Annotated in this window: 16 protein-coding genes; 10 read left to right on the top strand and 6 right to left on the bottom strand. The window is 73.7% G+C overall.

All coding sequences use genetic code 11. From position 1 onward, the window contains the following. Positions 1-6: 6 nt before the first annotated feature. Positions 7-819: an ABC transporter permease subunit gene (locus ELR47_RS12860; protein WP_130650264.1), complete on the bottom strand. Its 813-nt coding sequence runs from the start codon at positions 817-819 to the stop codon at positions 7-9. Continuing rightward, entirely contained in the window at positions 816-1,805 is a 990-nt protein-coding gene (locus tag ELR47_RS12865; RefSeq protein WP_130650265.1) for an ABC transporter ATP-binding protein, read from the bottom strand. Before ELR47_RS12865 ends, ELR47_RS12860 begins: the two co-directional genes overlap by 4 nt. A 158-nt stretch (positions 1,806-1,963) precedes the next feature. Here ELR47_RS12865 and deoC point away from each other — a divergent pair, with 158 nt between their 5' ends. The 3 genes from deoC (at position 1,964) to ELR47_RS12880 (ending at position 3,766) form a co-directional block, all read left to right on the top strand. Further along, positions 1,964-2,929, top strand: coding sequence for a deoxyribose-phosphate aldolase (gene deoC, locus ELR47_RS12870; RefSeq protein ID WP_130650266.1), 966 nt, complete (start codon positions 1,964-1,966; stop codon positions 2,927-2,929). 145 nt (positions 2,930-3,074) lie between these two features. Further along, a complete protein-coding gene (locus ELR47_RS19380; protein WP_130650267.1) occupies positions 3,075-3,335 on the top strand; it encodes a type II toxin-antitoxin system Phd/YefM family antitoxin in 261 nt (86 codons plus the stop codon). Further along, positions 3,332-3,766, top strand: coding sequence for a type II toxin-antitoxin system VapC family toxin (locus ELR47_RS12880; RefSeq protein WP_130650268.1), 435 nt, complete (start codon positions 3,332-3,334; stop codon positions 3,764-3,766). The genes ELR47_RS19380 and ELR47_RS12880 overlap by 4 nt, the downstream gene beginning before the upstream one ends. Positions 3,767-3,876: 110 nt before the next feature. Here ELR47_RS12880 and ELR47_RS19385 read toward each other — a convergent pair whose 3' ends face one another. After that, entirely contained in the window at positions 3,877-4,590 is a 714-nt protein-coding gene (locus ELR47_RS19385) for an RNA polymerase sigma factor (protein WP_130650269.1), read from the bottom strand. A gap of 182 nt (positions 4,591-4,772) precedes the next feature. On the opposite strand from ELR47_RS19385, the gene ELR47_RS12890 reads away from it, so the two are divergent. Both ELR47_RS12890 and ELR47_RS12895 read left to right on the top strand, forming a co-directional pair. Next, complete coding sequence (locus tag ELR47_RS12890) at positions 4,773-6,245, top strand: aldehyde dehydrogenase family protein (RefSeq protein ID WP_229730685.1); 1,473 nt, start codon at positions 4,773-4,775, stop codon at positions 6,243-6,245. Continuing rightward, positions 6,245-7,120 (top strand): aldehyde dehydrogenase family protein, encoded by an 876-nt coding sequence (locus tag ELR47_RS12895; protein ID WP_130650271.1) that lies wholly within the window; start codon positions 6,245-6,247, stop codon positions 7,118-7,120. Before ELR47_RS12890 ends, ELR47_RS12895 begins: the two co-directional genes overlap by 1 nt. Before the next feature lie 27 nt (positions 7,121-7,147). On the opposite strand, the gene ELR47_RS12900 is transcribed toward ELR47_RS12895, so the two are convergent. The 3 genes from ELR47_RS12900 to ELR47_RS12910 are packed head-to-tail and all read right to left on the bottom strand — an operon-like array spanning position 7,148 to position 9,716. Then, a complete protein-coding gene (locus ELR47_RS12900) occupies positions 7,148-7,813 on the bottom strand; it encodes an MOSC domain-containing protein (protein WP_130650272.1) in 666 nt (221 codons plus the stop codon). Continuing rightward, entirely contained in the window at positions 7,792-9,000 is a 1,209-nt protein-coding gene (locus ELR47_RS12905) for an EamA family transporter (RefSeq protein ID WP_130650273.1), read from the bottom strand. The genes ELR47_RS12900 and ELR47_RS12905 overlap by 22 nt, the downstream gene beginning before the upstream one ends. After that, positions 8,997-9,716, bottom strand: coding sequence for a pyridoxamine 5'-phosphate oxidase family protein (locus ELR47_RS12910; protein WP_205745240.1), 720 nt, complete (start codon positions 9,714-9,716; stop codon positions 8,997-8,999). Before ELR47_RS12910 ends, ELR47_RS12905 begins: the two co-directional genes overlap by 4 nt. 122 nt (positions 9,717-9,838) lie before the next feature. Between ELR47_RS12910 and ELR47_RS12915 the strand changes: the two genes are divergently transcribed. From ELR47_RS12915 to ELR47_RS12935, 5 genes are read left to right on the top strand one after another with little or no spacing between them, the layout of a single operon-like run. Continuing rightward, entirely contained in the window at positions 9,839-11,167 is a 1,329-nt protein-coding gene (locus tag ELR47_RS12915) for an aminotransferase class I/II-fold pyridoxal phosphate-dependent enzyme (protein ID WP_130650274.1), read from the top strand. 42 nt (positions 11,168-11,209) lie between these two features. Then, positions 11,210-11,872, top strand: a complete 663-nt coding sequence (locus tag ELR47_RS12920) for a uridine kinase (protein ID WP_205745241.1) — start codon at positions 11,210-11,212, stop codon at positions 11,870-11,872. Then, a complete protein-coding gene (locus tag ELR47_RS12925) occupies positions 11,869-12,660 on the top strand; it encodes a class I SAM-dependent methyltransferase (protein ID WP_130650275.1) in 792 nt (263 codons plus the stop codon). Before ELR47_RS12920 ends, ELR47_RS12925 begins: the two co-directional genes overlap by 4 nt. Continuing rightward, positions 12,657-13,244, top strand: a complete 588-nt coding sequence (locus ELR47_RS12930; protein WP_165404064.1) for an NUDIX hydrolase — start codon at positions 12,657-12,659, stop codon at positions 13,242-13,244. Before ELR47_RS12925 ends, ELR47_RS12930 begins: the two co-directional genes overlap by 4 nt. Next, positions 13,241-14,062: an alpha/beta hydrolase gene (locus tag ELR47_RS12935; protein ID WP_130650277.1), complete on the top strand. Its 822-nt coding sequence runs from the start codon at positions 13,241-13,243 to the stop codon at positions 14,060-14,062. The genes ELR47_RS12930 and ELR47_RS12935 overlap by 4 nt, the downstream gene beginning before the upstream one ends. Positions 14,063-14,065: the final 3 nt, after the last annotated feature.

Genomic DNA, 14,065 nt, shown 5'->3' on the forward strand with positions numbered 1-14,065 from the left:
GCGAGGTCAGGTCAAGCGGACCCCGAGCCGACCGCGCGAGAGCGCCCGGGTCGCCGACCGCAGCAGTGCGGCGGCGATCGCGAGCGCGATGAGACCGGCACCGACGAGCAGCCACGTCGACAGCAGCAGCGCCCCGCTCGCCTGGCTGACCAGCATCACCACCACCGGGATCACCACCACGCCGCCGAGCTGGAACGCCTCCTGGGTGGTCTTCGCCCGCGCGGAGATCAACGACACCGCCGCCATCGCCGCCGCCGCGAAGGTCGGACCGACCCACAGCGCCATCAGGGCGAACTCCGCGGTCGGCAGCACCAGCCGGCCGACCTGGGTGCCGACCGCCAGGTTGGCCACGGTCGCGTACAGCACCGCCCCGCCGACGCCCAGTACCGCGGCGGGGATCCAGGCCGCGACCAGCTTGGCGGTGGCCAGCTCGCGGTCGGTCAGCGGGGTGAGCAGCAGCCCCTCGAGGGTCCCGCGTTCCTTCTCCCCGGCGATGCCGTCGGCGGCGACGACCGCAGCGAACATCACGGGGACGAGCAGCACCAGCGGCGCGAGCAGCCAGGTCACCGCCACCTCGGCGACCATCAGCCCGGGATCGGCGGAGAGACCGGCGACGACCCCCGGCGGCAGTGCACGCAGCAACGCGTCGATGTCGTTGGTGCCCACCACGTCCACGAAGCGCGGGATCGCGCCGGCGAGCGCCGGCAGGACCACCAGCAGCAGCGCCGGCACCACGATCGAGGGCACCACCACCGACTTGCTGCCCCACACCAGGCGCAGGTCGCGTCGCACGACCGCGCCGATCCCCCGCCAGTTCATCCGCCACCTCCGTCGTCGGTCCCGGGAGCCTCGGCACGGACCGGCGCACGGTCGTGCAGGGCGAGGTAGACCTCCTCGAGCGTCGGGTCGAGGCGGCGCACCTCGTACACGGCGAGCTCGGCGGCGGCGAGCGCCCACACCAGTCCAGGGATCTCGTCGCGTGGGACGCCACGGGCCCGCACGCGCCCGGCCGCGTCGATCTCGACGTCGCGGACGGCGGCCAGCCGCGACAGCCGACGGTGCACGATGTCGACCTGGTCGGGTGCGACCTCGAGCAGCAGGCCGCCGGTGCCATGGGCGGCGGCGAGTTCGGCGGGGCTGCCGTCGACCACGATCCGGCCACGTTCGAGCACGACCACGCGGTCGCACAGCAGTTCGGCCTCGGCGAGGTCGTGGGTCGCGACCACGACGGTGCGGCCCTCCTCGGCCGCGAGCATGGCGAGCTCCCGGCGGACCTGCCGGGCCGCGATCGGATCGAGGGCGGCGGTCGGCTCGTCGAGCAGGAGCACCTCGGGGTCCGGCAGCAGGACCCGGGCCAGCGACAGTCGCTGACGCATCCCGGTCGAGAAGCCGGCCACCTCGTCGTCCCCGCGGCCGGCGAGCCCGAACCGTTCCAGCGCCGCGTCGATGCGGGCGTCGAGCCCGGCCTCGGCCATACCGAACACGTCCGCCGCGAAGGCGAGGTTCTGCGCTGCGGTCATCCGTCGGTCCACCACCGGATCCGCCGGCAGCACGCCCAGCCGGCGACGCACCGTCGCGCCGTCCACGGTCGGGTCGAGCCCGCCGACGCGCACGGTCCCCCCGTCGGCCGCGAGCAGCCCGGCGAGCAGGCGCACCGTGGTGGTCTTGCCGGCGCCGTTGTGTCCGAGCAGGCCGACGACCTCGCCACGGGCGATGGTCAGGTCGAGCCGGTCGAGGGCGACGACCTCACCGAAGCGGCGGGTGACGCCCACGAGCACCAGCTCGGGATCGGCAACAGGGGACATCGGCGCTCGCGCGGTCGTGGACCCATCAACCGTAGCGCCGGCGGCTCGCGTTCCCGCTGCGCCTCGGACGCACGAGTGCCCCCGTCGTCGGCAGGAGCGGGGTGCGACGCCGGTAGGCTGCGTCGGTCGTCCTGTCACCGAACGCGCGAGTCGTCGCCATGACCTCCTCCCTCGTCCTGCCCGGTGACGAGACCGACCTGCGCGAGGTGACCGCCTCCGAGTCGGCGCTGCGCCGGTTCCTGCACGGGCTCCCCGGTGTCGACCAGGTTGGTGTCGAGAAGCGCGTCGCGCAGCTCGGGACGCGTTCGATCAAGACCGACGCCAAGGCATGGGCGCTCGACCTGGCGATCCGCGCGGTCGACCTCACCACGCTCGAGGGCGCCGACACGCCCGGCAAGGTCCGCTCGCTGTGCGCCAAGGCGCGCCGGCCGGACCCGGCCGACCCGGACTGCCCGCCCGTCGCCGCCGTGTGCGTCTACCCGGACCTGGTCGCGGTGGCCGTCGACGCGCTGCAGGGCACCGACATCGACGTCGCCTCGGTCGCGACCGCGTTCCCGTCGGGGCGCTCGAGCCTGGACGTCAAGCTCGCCGACACGCGGATGGCGGTCGAGGCCGGCGCCACCGAGATCGACATGGTGATCGACCGGGGCGCGTTCCTGTCGGGCCGCTACGGGCAGGTCCTCGAGGAGATCGTGGCGGTCAAGGAGGCCTGCGGCGACGCCCACCTCAAGGTGATCCTGGAGACCGGGGAGCTCGCGACCTACGACAACGTGCGCCGGGCGTCGTGGTTGGCGCTGGCCGGCGGTGGCGACTTCGTCAAGACCTCCACCGGCAAGGTGTCGCCCGCGTCGACGCTGCCCGTCACGCTGGTGATGCTCCAGGCCGTGCGGGACTTCGCCTCGGTCACCGGCGAGTTCCGCGGCGTGAAGTCCGCCGGCGGGATCCGCACCGCGAAGGACGCGCTGAAGTACCTGGTGCTGGTCAACGAGACCGCCGGCCCGGAGTGGCTGCGTCCCGACCGGTTCCGTTTCGGCGCCTCCAGCCTGCTCAACGACCTGCTGATGCAACGCAACAAGCAGCGCACCGGCCACTACTGGACCCCAGACCGCGTCACGATCGACTGAATTCGTCAGCGAGTGTCGTCGGATCGGCCAACGCTTCCGACCGGAGAAGACACGGCAGCGGCTGTACACGGGTTGGGATCCGTCCTGTCCGCCCCCTTCCGTTGTGGCTACGATGCATGCGAGAAGACGCCACATCGGAGACGGCATGGCCGAGGCCGGGGTACGAGAGCTGCGTGACCATCTGAGTCGCTACCTCGAGCGCGTCAGGGCAGGCGAGGAGCTGACCGTCACGGATCGGGGCCGTCCGATCGCACGGCTGGTCCCCGTGGGAAGCACGAACACCTTCGATCGGCTGATCGACGAGGGCCTCGTCGTGCCCGCGGCCTCCCGCCGCCGCGCACGACCGAGGACCCGCGTCCCCGCGACCGCGCCGATCAGTGGGCTGGTGGGCGAGCAACGTCGGTGATCGCCTACTTCGACACGTCCGCCCTGATCCCGCTCCTCATCGAGGAACCGGGCTCGGAACGGTCCGGACGGGTCTGGGACGCCGCGGAGCACGTCACCTCGGTACGTCTGATCTACACCGAGGCCCGCGCCGCGCTCGCACAGGCAGCCCGACTGGGGCGCATGGCGGCGGACGACCTCGCCGTCGCGATCGAGGAACTCGGCAGGCTCTATGACCAACTCGACCTGCTGGAGGTCGACGACCTGCTGGTGCGCCGTGCCGGCGAACTCGCCCAGCGCCATGCCCTGCGTGGCTACGACGCCGTTCACCTCGCCGCAGCCGAACGCGTCCAGAACAGCTCGGCGGTCATGGTCGCCGGCGATGGCGACCTGTGCGCAGCAGCCGAGGAGATCGGCTTGGCCGTCGCTCGAACCCACGGCGAGGGCGGGTGACCACAACGCACCACAACGCCCGTAGGAGCTACCCCGGCAGGCATGCCAGCACCGTGATGTACGGGCAGGTCGGCCGTGCCTGCTCGACATGGATGGTTGCTGGGCCAGCATCAACGTTCCACGCGCCTCGGAAGGACGCGGGACGATACGGGCGGCAGAGCGGATGTTCGCGGTCGCGACGAACGGACCACCATGAGCGTCAGGTGCCCCGCTGGGCGATGATCGCTCCATGCGGACGTGCCCCGGGGTCGACACGAGTCCGGTCGGCGCGCCGAGGCCCGCCACGGCCACCGCCGCGAGAGCGACCACGGCGAGCGGCACGCCGACGACGGTGGCACGCACGGCGCGCTGACGGCGCTGTCCGCGACGCACGATCGTGTCGATCGGTGTCGGGCCGTCGGCGTCCGAGGCGGCCTGGCCGAGCAGGTCGGTGATGTCAGGCATGGGAGGCGCCCTCCTCGATCGCGGTGACCTCGTGGCCGAGCGTGCGGCGCAGGTTCTCGATGCCCTTGAACGCCGCCGACCTCGACCTCGGGTGCGGACGCCGGCCCCGTCCCGTGCCGCGTGTAGGCCCGGCGTTCCGCGGCCCGGCGACGGAACCGCGACCGGGCGAGGTTGAAGGCGACCGTGCGCAGCCAGGCGTCCGGACGGGCCATGCCCGACACGCTGCTCCAGCGCTGGAAGGCCCGGGCGAAGGCGTCCTGCGCCAGCTCCTCGGCGACCGCGGCATCGCCGCAGTACAGCGCGAGGCCGCGGACAAGTGGGCGGTACTCGCGGTCCACGAAGGCCCGGAAGGCCTCGTCGTCGGTCGCCACCACTGCCACCTCGCCGTGCTCGTGTCGGGCATCTGACCCACCGACGCCCCGGGACGACGTTCGGTTACCCCGGCTCGCGGGGTTCCGGTCGGTACCCGCACCACGGGGAGGGCACCGACGCCGGCGACACTATGCTGGGACGGCTCGTGCCCGTCGCCGGGACGCGCCGCCGCCGAACCGAAGGAAGCGCCGTGGCCGACGCCACCGTTCCCGACCTGATCACGCCGACGTGGGACTACGCGCCCGCGCCCGAGGCGCGCGATCTCGCCACCGTCCGCGACGCCTACCGGTTGTTCGTCGACGGCGAGTTCGTCGACCCGGCCGAGGGCGGCAGCTTCGCCACCATCTCCCCGGCCACCGAGGAGCACCTCGCCGACGTCGCGCTCGCGACCGCCCCCGACGTCGACCGGGCGGTCGCCGCCGCCCGCACGGCGTTCGGGACGTGGTCGAGGCTGCCCGGCGCCGAACGGGGCAAGTACCTCTTCCGCATCGCCCGACTGCTGCAGGAACGTGCCCGCGAGCTGGCCGTGCTCGAGACGCTCGACAACGGCAAGCCGATCCGCGAGACCCGCGACGTCGACGTTCCCACCGCCGCGGCGCACTTCTTCTACCACGCCGGCTGGGCCGACAAGCTCGAGTGGGCCGGGCTCGGCCACGACCCGGCGCCCGTCGGCGTGTGTGGCCAGGTCATCCCGTGGAACTTCCCGTTGCTGATGCTGGCCTGGAAGGTCGCCCCGGCGCTGGCGTGCGGCAACACGGTCGTGCTCAAGCCGGCCGAGACCACCCCGCTGTCGGCGCTGCTGTTCGCCGAGATCTGCCAGCAGGCCGACCTGCCCCCGGGCGTCGTGAACATCGTCACCGGCGCGGGGGACACCGGGGCGGCCCTGGTCGCGCACCCGGACGTCGACAAGGTCGCCTTCACCGGCTCGACCGCGGTCGGCAAGGCGATCCAGCGCCAGCTCGCCGGCACCGGCAAGCGGCTGACGCTCGAGCTCGGCGGCAAGGCCGCCAACATCGTGTTCGACGACGCGCCGATCGACCAGGCGATCGAGGGCATCGTCGACGGGATCTTCTTCAACCAGGGCCACGTGTGCTGCGCCGGCTCGCGGCTGCTGGTGCAGGAGTCGATCCACGACCTCGTGATCGACAAGCTGCAGCAGCGGCTCGGCACCCTGCGCCTGGGGAACCCGCTGGACAAGAACACCGACATCGGCGCGATCAACTCCCGCGACCAGCTCGAGCGGATCACCACGCTGGTCGACGCCGGCGAGGCCGAGGGTGCCCAGCGTTGGTCGCCGGCCTGCGAACTGCCCGAACGCGGGTTCTGGTTCGCGCCCACGGTGTTCACCGACGTGAGCCAGTCCTCGCGCATCGCCCAGGAGGAGGTCTTCGGCCCGGTGCTCAGCGTGCTGAGCTTCCGCACCGCCGAGGAGGCGGTCGCCAAGGCGAACAACACCCCCTACGGGCTGTCGGCCGGCGTGTGGTCCGAGAAGGGCTCGCGCATCCTGTGGATGGCCGATCAGCTGCGCGCCGGCGTGGTGTGGGCCAACACCTTCAACCGCTTCGACCCCACCAGCCCGTTCGGTGGCTACAAGGAGTCCGGGTTCGGCCGCGAGGGCGGCATCCACGGCCTGGCCGCCTACCTGCAGCAGGAGGACTACTGATGGCCGCCGCCCCGCGACTCGACGTCCGCAAGACCTACAAGCTCTACGTCGGCGGCGCCTTCCCGCGTTCGGAGTCCGGCCGCGTCTACGAGGTCTCGACCGCCGACGGGACCTTCGTCGCCAACGCCGCCCGCGCGTCGCGCAAGGACGTGCGTGACGCCGTCGGCGCCGCCCGCAAGGCGCAGCCCGGCTGGGCGGGTGCCACCGCCTACAACCGTGGTCAGGTCCTGTACCGCGTCGCGGAGGTCCTCGAGGGCCGCCGGGCCCAGTTCGTCGACGAGGTCGCCCGCGCCGAGGGGGTCAAGGACAAGCAGGCGGAGACGCTGGTCGACGCCGCGATCGACCGTTGGGTCTGGTACGCGGGCTGGTCGGACAAGTTCCAGGCCGTGCACTCGACCGCCAACCCGGTCGCCGGACCGTACTTCGACCTGTCGGTGCCCGAGCCGACCGGCGTCGTCGGCGCGATCGCCCCGCAGGCGTCCTCGTTGCTCGGTCTGGTGTCAGTCGTCGCGCCGATCGTGGTCAGCGGCAACACCGTGGTGGTCGTCGCGAGCCAGGACCGCCCGTTGCCGGCGGTCACCCTCGGCGAGGTGCTCGCCACCTCCGACGTGCCCGGCGGGGTGATCAACGTGCTGACCGGCTTCGCCGACGAGCTCGCCCCGGTCCTGGCCGGCCACCTCGACGTCAACGCGCTCGACCTGTCCGGGTTCGCCGGCCGCGACACGACCGAACTGCAGGTCGCGGCGGCCGAGAACGTCAAGCGGGTGCTCAAGGTGCCGGACGCCGAACCGGACTGGACGCGCACGCCCTACGGCCCGCGTCGCATCGTGGCGTTCTGCGAGACCAAGACCGTCTGGCACCCCAAGGGCCGGTGACGGCCCCCGGGGCGACCCGGCGTCGGTTCAGACGGTCCGCCCGGTGGTGCGGGCGGCGGCCCAGTTGGTCAGGCGCTCCGACAGGCCGGGCAGCCCGACCAGCCGTGTCGCCTCGGCGCGGTCGCGGGTGAAGATGCGCACGACCTCGGCGACCGTCACGTCGGTCGGCGGCGCCTCCACGAGCAGGACCTGGTCACCGGCCTGGATCGGGCCGGGGACCAGCACGCGCAGGTAGGCACCCGGCCGACCGGCGGCGAGGAAGCGACGCACCAGGTCCGGCACGTCCCAGAAGGCCGCGAACGTGCGACACGGCGTCCGCGGCGCGGTGACCTGCACCGTGCAGCCACCGATCCGCCACACCTCGCCGATGCGGGCGTGCGACACCTCGAGGCCGACCACCCGCAGGTTCTCCCCGAAGACGCCGGGTGGCAGGTCGCGGTCGAGCTCGGCCGCCCAGGCGTCGGCGTCCTCCTGTGCGTAGGCGTACAGGGCCTGGTCGAGGCCACCGTGGAACGTCCGGTCGGACTGTTCGTCACCGGCGAGCCCGGCGACGTCGGCGATGACCGGACCGTCGACGGGCCGCTTGTCGATCGCGGTGGCCCCGACGGTGCTGTGCGCGGTCGGGCGGGCCCGGCCGACGCACACGGCGAGCACGTGAGCGGTGGACGGGTTCACCGCGTGCGCGTCTCCCATGCCGGTTCCTGGTCGCGTCGGGCCGGGCGTGGCCCCTCCACGCCGGGACGGCGGTACAGCCGCGCGGCGGACGGTAGCTGGCCGACCCGGCGCTTGGCACGGTGCCAGCGCGCCTCACCGGCGAACACGTCACCACCGGAGGTGGCCTGGGCGGGGACGGGCTCGCCGGGTCGGCCGGTGATCAGCAGCACCACCGACCCGAGGATGATCGCGCCCGCGACCACGGTGCGACCCGTGACGAGCTCCCCCGCGAACGCCCAGCCGAGCAGCACGGCGACCACCGGGTTGACGTAGGCGTAGGTCCCGACCAGCGTCGTCGAGGCGTTGCGCAGCAGCCAGCTGTAGGCCGTGAAGGCCAACAGCGAGCCCGCCGTGGTGAGGTAGACCAGCGCGAGGATCGCGTCGATCCCGATCGCACTCCACACCACGCCCGAGGCCTCACCGGAGCCGACGGCGATGATCGAGAACACCAGCGCGGCGCCGAGCATCTCCATCGCCGCGGCCACCAACGGCCGTGACGGGGCGTCGGCGGTGCGGCTGCGCATCGAGCCGGCCGCCCACGCGAGGGTGGCGACCAGCACCAGCAGCATGGCGCCGAGGTGACCGCCACCGCGGGGGTCGACCAGCGCGGCCACCCCGCCGAAGCCGATCAGCAGCCCCAGCCACGCCCGTGGCGAGAGCCGCTCGCCGAACATGCCGCGACCGAGCAGGGCCATCCACAGCGGCACCGTGGCGCACAGCAGCGCGGCGGTCCCCGACGAGATGCGGGTCTGCGCGAGCGACACCAGGCCGGTGCCGCCGACGAGCAGCAGCGCGCCGGTCGTCACCGCGTGACGCCACTGGCGCAGCGTGACCCGGTCGCCGGCCCGGTCCCCGCGCCGCACGGCCCACGCGAACAGGACGGACCCGGCGATCGCGAACCGGATCGCCATCATGGTGAACGGCGGGATGGTCTCGATCGCGACCTTGATGGCCAGGAACGTCGAGCCCCACACCACGTAGACGGCGAACAGCGCGAGCACGACCAGGACGGTGCGGCGCTCGAGTCGCGACCGTGTGCCGGTGCCCGAGCCCGAGCCCGAGTTCGAGCTTGAGTCCGGGCCGGAAGCGGAGGGCCCGTCGACGCGCGCGAGGGGGCGGGCCCGACGCAGGCGCTGCGTCAGGGCCCGGTTGCCGGTCCTGGTCATGGGCGGTCCCCGGAGGTCAGGCTGGCGCTCAGGCCGGCCGGGACACCGGTCGCGGTGAGCGACGGGCGCGAGGCGGCAGCGACGACCGAGGCGGGCGGTACCAGGCCGTCGGCGAGTCCGGGCGTGGCGACGGCCTCCCCCCAGCTGGTCGCGACCGGCACGACGCCCGCCCACACGGGCAGGTCGAGGTCGGCCTCGTCGTCGCCGACCCCGCCGGCCCGGACCTTGGCGACCGCACCGTCGAGCGACAGGCGCAGCACCGTGGTGGCGCGCAACTCCTGCGGCGTGGGCCAGCGGACCTCGGCCCAGCGGCCGGGCGTGGCGTGTTCGGTCAGGGTGCGCAGCGCCGCGGTCTTGTCGTCCGGGTCCTCGATCGCCTGCGCCTCACCGTGCACCACGACGGAGCGGTAGTTGAGCGAGTGGTGGAACGCCGAGCGGGCGAGCACCAGCGCGTCGAGCAGCATCACGGTGACGCACACGGGCAGGCCGGTGGCACCGGCGCGCATCGCCCGTGACGCGGCCGAGCCGTGCACGACGAGTTCGTCGCCGTCCCGGCCGTACAGCGTCGGTACGACGACGGGGCGGTCACCGTGCAGGTAGCCGAGGTGGCAGACCAGTCCGGCATCGAGGATGGAGTGGACGACCTCGCGTGAGGTGGTGCCCCGTTCGGGGTGCCGACGCACGCGCAACAGGTCATCGGGAAGGAAGGCGGACACGTGCAACGAACCTCGGCAGGACAGGGTCGGGGCGGCGTCTTGCGCCACGACCGGCGCTTCGAACCGCTCGCCACTACTGAACGGCGACAACGGCATCAACGGTGTTCTGTTACAGTACAGCTATGACGTCTGAGCCGGTACAGTACTCGATCCGCGGCGACCGTGCCGCCACCATCGTCCGTTCCGTCGAGCGGGGGGTCGTCAGCGGTGCGCTCGCCGCCGGGGAGGCGGTGCCGTCGGTCCGTGTTCTCGCGCGTGAGCTCGGGGTGTCACCGACCACCGTCGCAGCCGCCTACCGCGACCTGCGCCAGCGCGGTGTCCTGGTCACGCACGACCGCTCGAGGACCGTGGTCGGCCACCGACCCTCGCTCACAAGCAGACTCGCGCCCGATCTTCCTCCCGGCACCCGCGACCTCACCACGGGCAATCCCGACCCGACGCTGTTGCCGGACCTGGGGCCGGCCCTCGCGGCGGTGGGACCGGTCCACCGCCTGTACGGCGACGAACCCGGCGTCGAGGCCCTGCTCGAGCTCGCGCGGGTCTCGTTGGAGGCCGACGGCGTGGCCACCGGCCATCTCGCCGTCGTCGGCGGCGGGCTCGACGGGATCGAACGGGTCCTCGAGGTGCACCTGCGCCTCGGTGACCGGATCGGCCTCGAGGATCCCGGCTACGCCGGTTCGCTCGACCTCGCCCGGGCGCTGGGCCTGACGCCGGTCGGGATCGCCGTCGACGACGAGGGACCGTTGCCCGACGCCCTCGAGGCGGCGCTGGCCGACGGCCTCGACGCGCTGGTCGTGGTGCCGCGCGCCGCCAACCCGTCCGGTGCGGCGCTCTCCCCTGCCCGGGCCGAGCAACTGCGCCCACTGCTCGACGCCGCACCCGAGCTGCTGCTCATCGAGGACGACCACGCCAGTGCCGTCGCCGGGGTGCCGGCGGTCACGCTGAGCACCGGCCGCGAGCGGTGGGCGGTGGTGCGCTCGGTCGCCAAGGCCCTGGGACCCGACCTGCGGGTCGCGGTGCTGGCGGGGGACGAGGAGTCGGTGCAGCGGGTGCTCGGCCGACAGCGGCTCGGAACCGGCTGGGTCAGCCACCTGTTGCAGCACCTGACCGCCGAGGTGTGGCGCCGCGCCGACGCCGCCGGCACGCTCGCCACCGCCGCCGCCACCTACGCGCGTCGCCGCGACGCCCTGCGCGACGCGCTCGCCGACGCGGGCATCGTCGCCCACGGCACCAGCGGGCTCAACCTGTGGGTGCCGGTCCCCGAGGAGGTCCCGGTCGTACAGGGCCTGCTCGCCCGCGGGTGGGGCGTGCAGGCCGGCGAGCCCTACCGCATCGACGCGCCCCCCGGTGTGCGCATCACGATCGCCACGCTGACCGGCGACGAGGCACCGTCGCTCGCCGACGATCTCGCCGAGGTCCTCGACCACCGGCTCGGTACGCGGCGCGGGTGAACGCTGCCGGCACGGCCGGTCCTGCGCGTTACAGTGCCGGCCGTGACCTCCCCGGCCTCTCCTCCCCCCGCCGACGCCCGCCTGCGCGCGCGCGTCGTGCTGCTGTCGGGACCATCCGGGTCGGGCAAGTCCTCGCTGGCGGCCCGGGTCGGGCTGCCCACGGTCTGCCTCGACGACTTCTACCGCGACGGTGACGACCCGGCGCTGCCGGTCGGTGAGCTGGGCATCGTCGACTGGGACGACCCGGCGTCGTGGAACGCCGACCGGGCGGTCGCCGCGCTGGTCTCGCTCGCCCGGGAGGGACGCGCCGAGCTGCCGGTGTACGACATCCCGTCGAACCGGGCCGTCGACGTGCACACCGTGGCGCTCGGCGACGCGCCGCTGGTGGTCGCCGAGGGCATCTTCGCCGCCGAGCTCGTCGAGCGCTGCCGCACCGCCGGGATCCTCGCCGACGCGGTCTGCCTCACCAACCGCCCGCTGGTGACGTTCTGGCGCCGGCTCGGCCGCGACCTGCGCGAAGGGCGCAAGCCACCGCTCACGCTCGTGCGCCGGGGACTGCACCTGCTGCGTCGGGAACCGCGGATCGTCGCGCACCAGGTCACCCGGGGCGCGACGCCGCTGAGCACCACCGACGCCGTCGCACACCTGCGTCGCCTGATCGACGAGACCGCCGTCGCCGCCGACCGAGGCGAGGACGCGGCATGAGCGCCAACGGTGACCACGACGGGGTCCACGAGACCGCCACCGGCTTCGACGGCGTCGCGGCCACCTACGAGGCCGCCCGGCCCGACTACGAGCCCGGCGTGGTCTCCCGGCTCGTCGAGCGCCTGGCGTTGGCGCCCGGACGCCGGGTCGCCGACGTCGGGGCCGGCACGGGCAAGCTCACCCGGCGTCTGCTCGCCACGGGCGCCGAGGTGATCGCCGTCGAACCGATGGCGGGCATGCGCGAGCAGTTGGCGCACAGCGTCCGCGACGACCGGCTGCGCATCGTGGCCGGCACCGCCGAGTCCCTGCCGCTCGAGGACGCGAGCCTCGACGCGGTCACGGCCGCGCAGGCCTTCCACTGGTTCGACGGGCCCCGTGCCCTGCGCGAGTTCGCCCGTGTCCTGCGTCCCGGTGGTTCGCTGGCCGTGCTGTTCAACCGACGGGATCTCACCACCCCGGTACAGGCCGCACTCGACGACCTGTTGCGCCCCCATCGTGGCGACACCCCCTCGTGGGCACGCCACGAATGGGTCGACTGGCTCGCGAAGAGCCCGGATTTCGGCGAACCCGGCACCACCTCGGCGCCCTGGCAGCAACAGCTCGACATCGAGGGGCTGGTCGGTCGCGTCGCGTCGGTCTCGTTCGTCGCCCGCCTCGACGAGCGGACCCGTTCCCGGGTCCTCGCGGCGGTCCGCGACGTCCACGAGCGCAGCAGCCGCGACGACCACGGGCGCGTGGCGCTGCACTACACCACCGAACTGTGGGTGCTGCCCCGCCGCGACCCGTGAGCGCGCTGCCTTCACTCGACCGGATCCGCGACCTGGTCGCCCGGCACGTACCCGATGCCGCACCCGAACACCTCGTCACCGAGGGCTGGCAGGCGGCGACCGCGCTGGTGGTGGCGCCGGGTGACGGTCCGGAGCTCGCCCTGATCGAACGGGTCGAGCGCACCGGCGACCCCTGGTCCGGACACATGGCCCTGCCGGGAGGCAAGCGCGACCCGGACGACCCGGACCTGGCCGCCACCGCCGTGCGCGAGACCCGCGAGGAGGTCGGCCTCGCACTCGACGCCCCCGTCGGTCGCCTCGACGACCACCACGGCCACCACCGGGACGCGCGGGTGGCCACCTACGTGTTCGTGCTCGACGAGCGCCCCGTCATGACCCCGCATCCCGACGAGGTCGCCGACGCGCTGTGGGTGCCGTTGGGACGGCTGCTCGCGCCCGGGACCGCGACCGCCCACCGGGTCCCCGGCTACGACGACGCCTTCCCCGGCCTGGACCTCGGCGGACGGGTCGTGTGGGGACTCACGCACGCGACCCTGACGCGGTTCGCCCGGGTGCTGGGCCTCGAACTGCCGGTCCCACGGTGAGCGGGCCCGCCCGGACGGCCCTGGTGGTCCTCGCCGCGCTCGCCGCCCTGTGGCTCCTGCTGGTCCTCGCGGCCTGGTTCTTCCAACGCCAGCTCATCTTCCTGCCCGACCGCACCACGCCGACACCCCCGGCCGGGGTCGAGACCGTCACGCTGCGCACCGGGGACGGGCTCGAGCTGAGCGCCTGGTACCTCGTGCCGTCCGAGGCGCCCGTCGCGACGGTGCTCGCCCTGCCCGGCAACGCCGGGAACCGGGAGTTGCGCCTGCCGCTGGCGCAGGGACTGGTCGCACGGGGACACGCGGTGCTGCTGGTCGACTACCGCGGGTACGGCGGAAACCCGGGTCGGCCCTCGGAGGCCGGGTTGCTCGCCGACGCACGGGCAGCCCGCGACCACCTCGAGGCTCGCGACGACGTCGAGCCGGACCGCCTGGTCCACCTCGGCGAGTCGATCGGCACCGGCGTCGCGGCCGCGCTCACGGCCGAGCGTCCGCCGGCGGCGCTGGTGCTGCGCTCACCGTTCCCGTCCCTGACCGAGGTGGGTGCCCGCCACTACCCGTTCCTGCCCGTCCGGTGGCTGTTGCGCGACGAGTTCGCGACCGGACGTCATCTCGCCGGCTGGGACGGCCCGACGCTGGTCGTCGCCGGGGACGCCGACACCATCGTGGCGCCGGAGCTGTCGGCGCGGGTCGCCGAGGCCACCGACGCCCGGCGTCTCTGGCTGCCCGGGGTCGATCACAACGACCGTGCCCTGCTCGACGGCGACGCCTACCTCGACGCCGTCGACGCCTTCGTCCGCGACGCCGTCGACGGTCCGTGAGCC

Source organism: Egicoccus halophilus, assembly GCF_004300825.1.
GTDB classification, from domain to species: Bacteria; Actinomycetota; Nitriliruptoria; order Nitriliruptorales; family Nitriliruptoraceae; genus Egicoccus; species Egicoccus halophilus.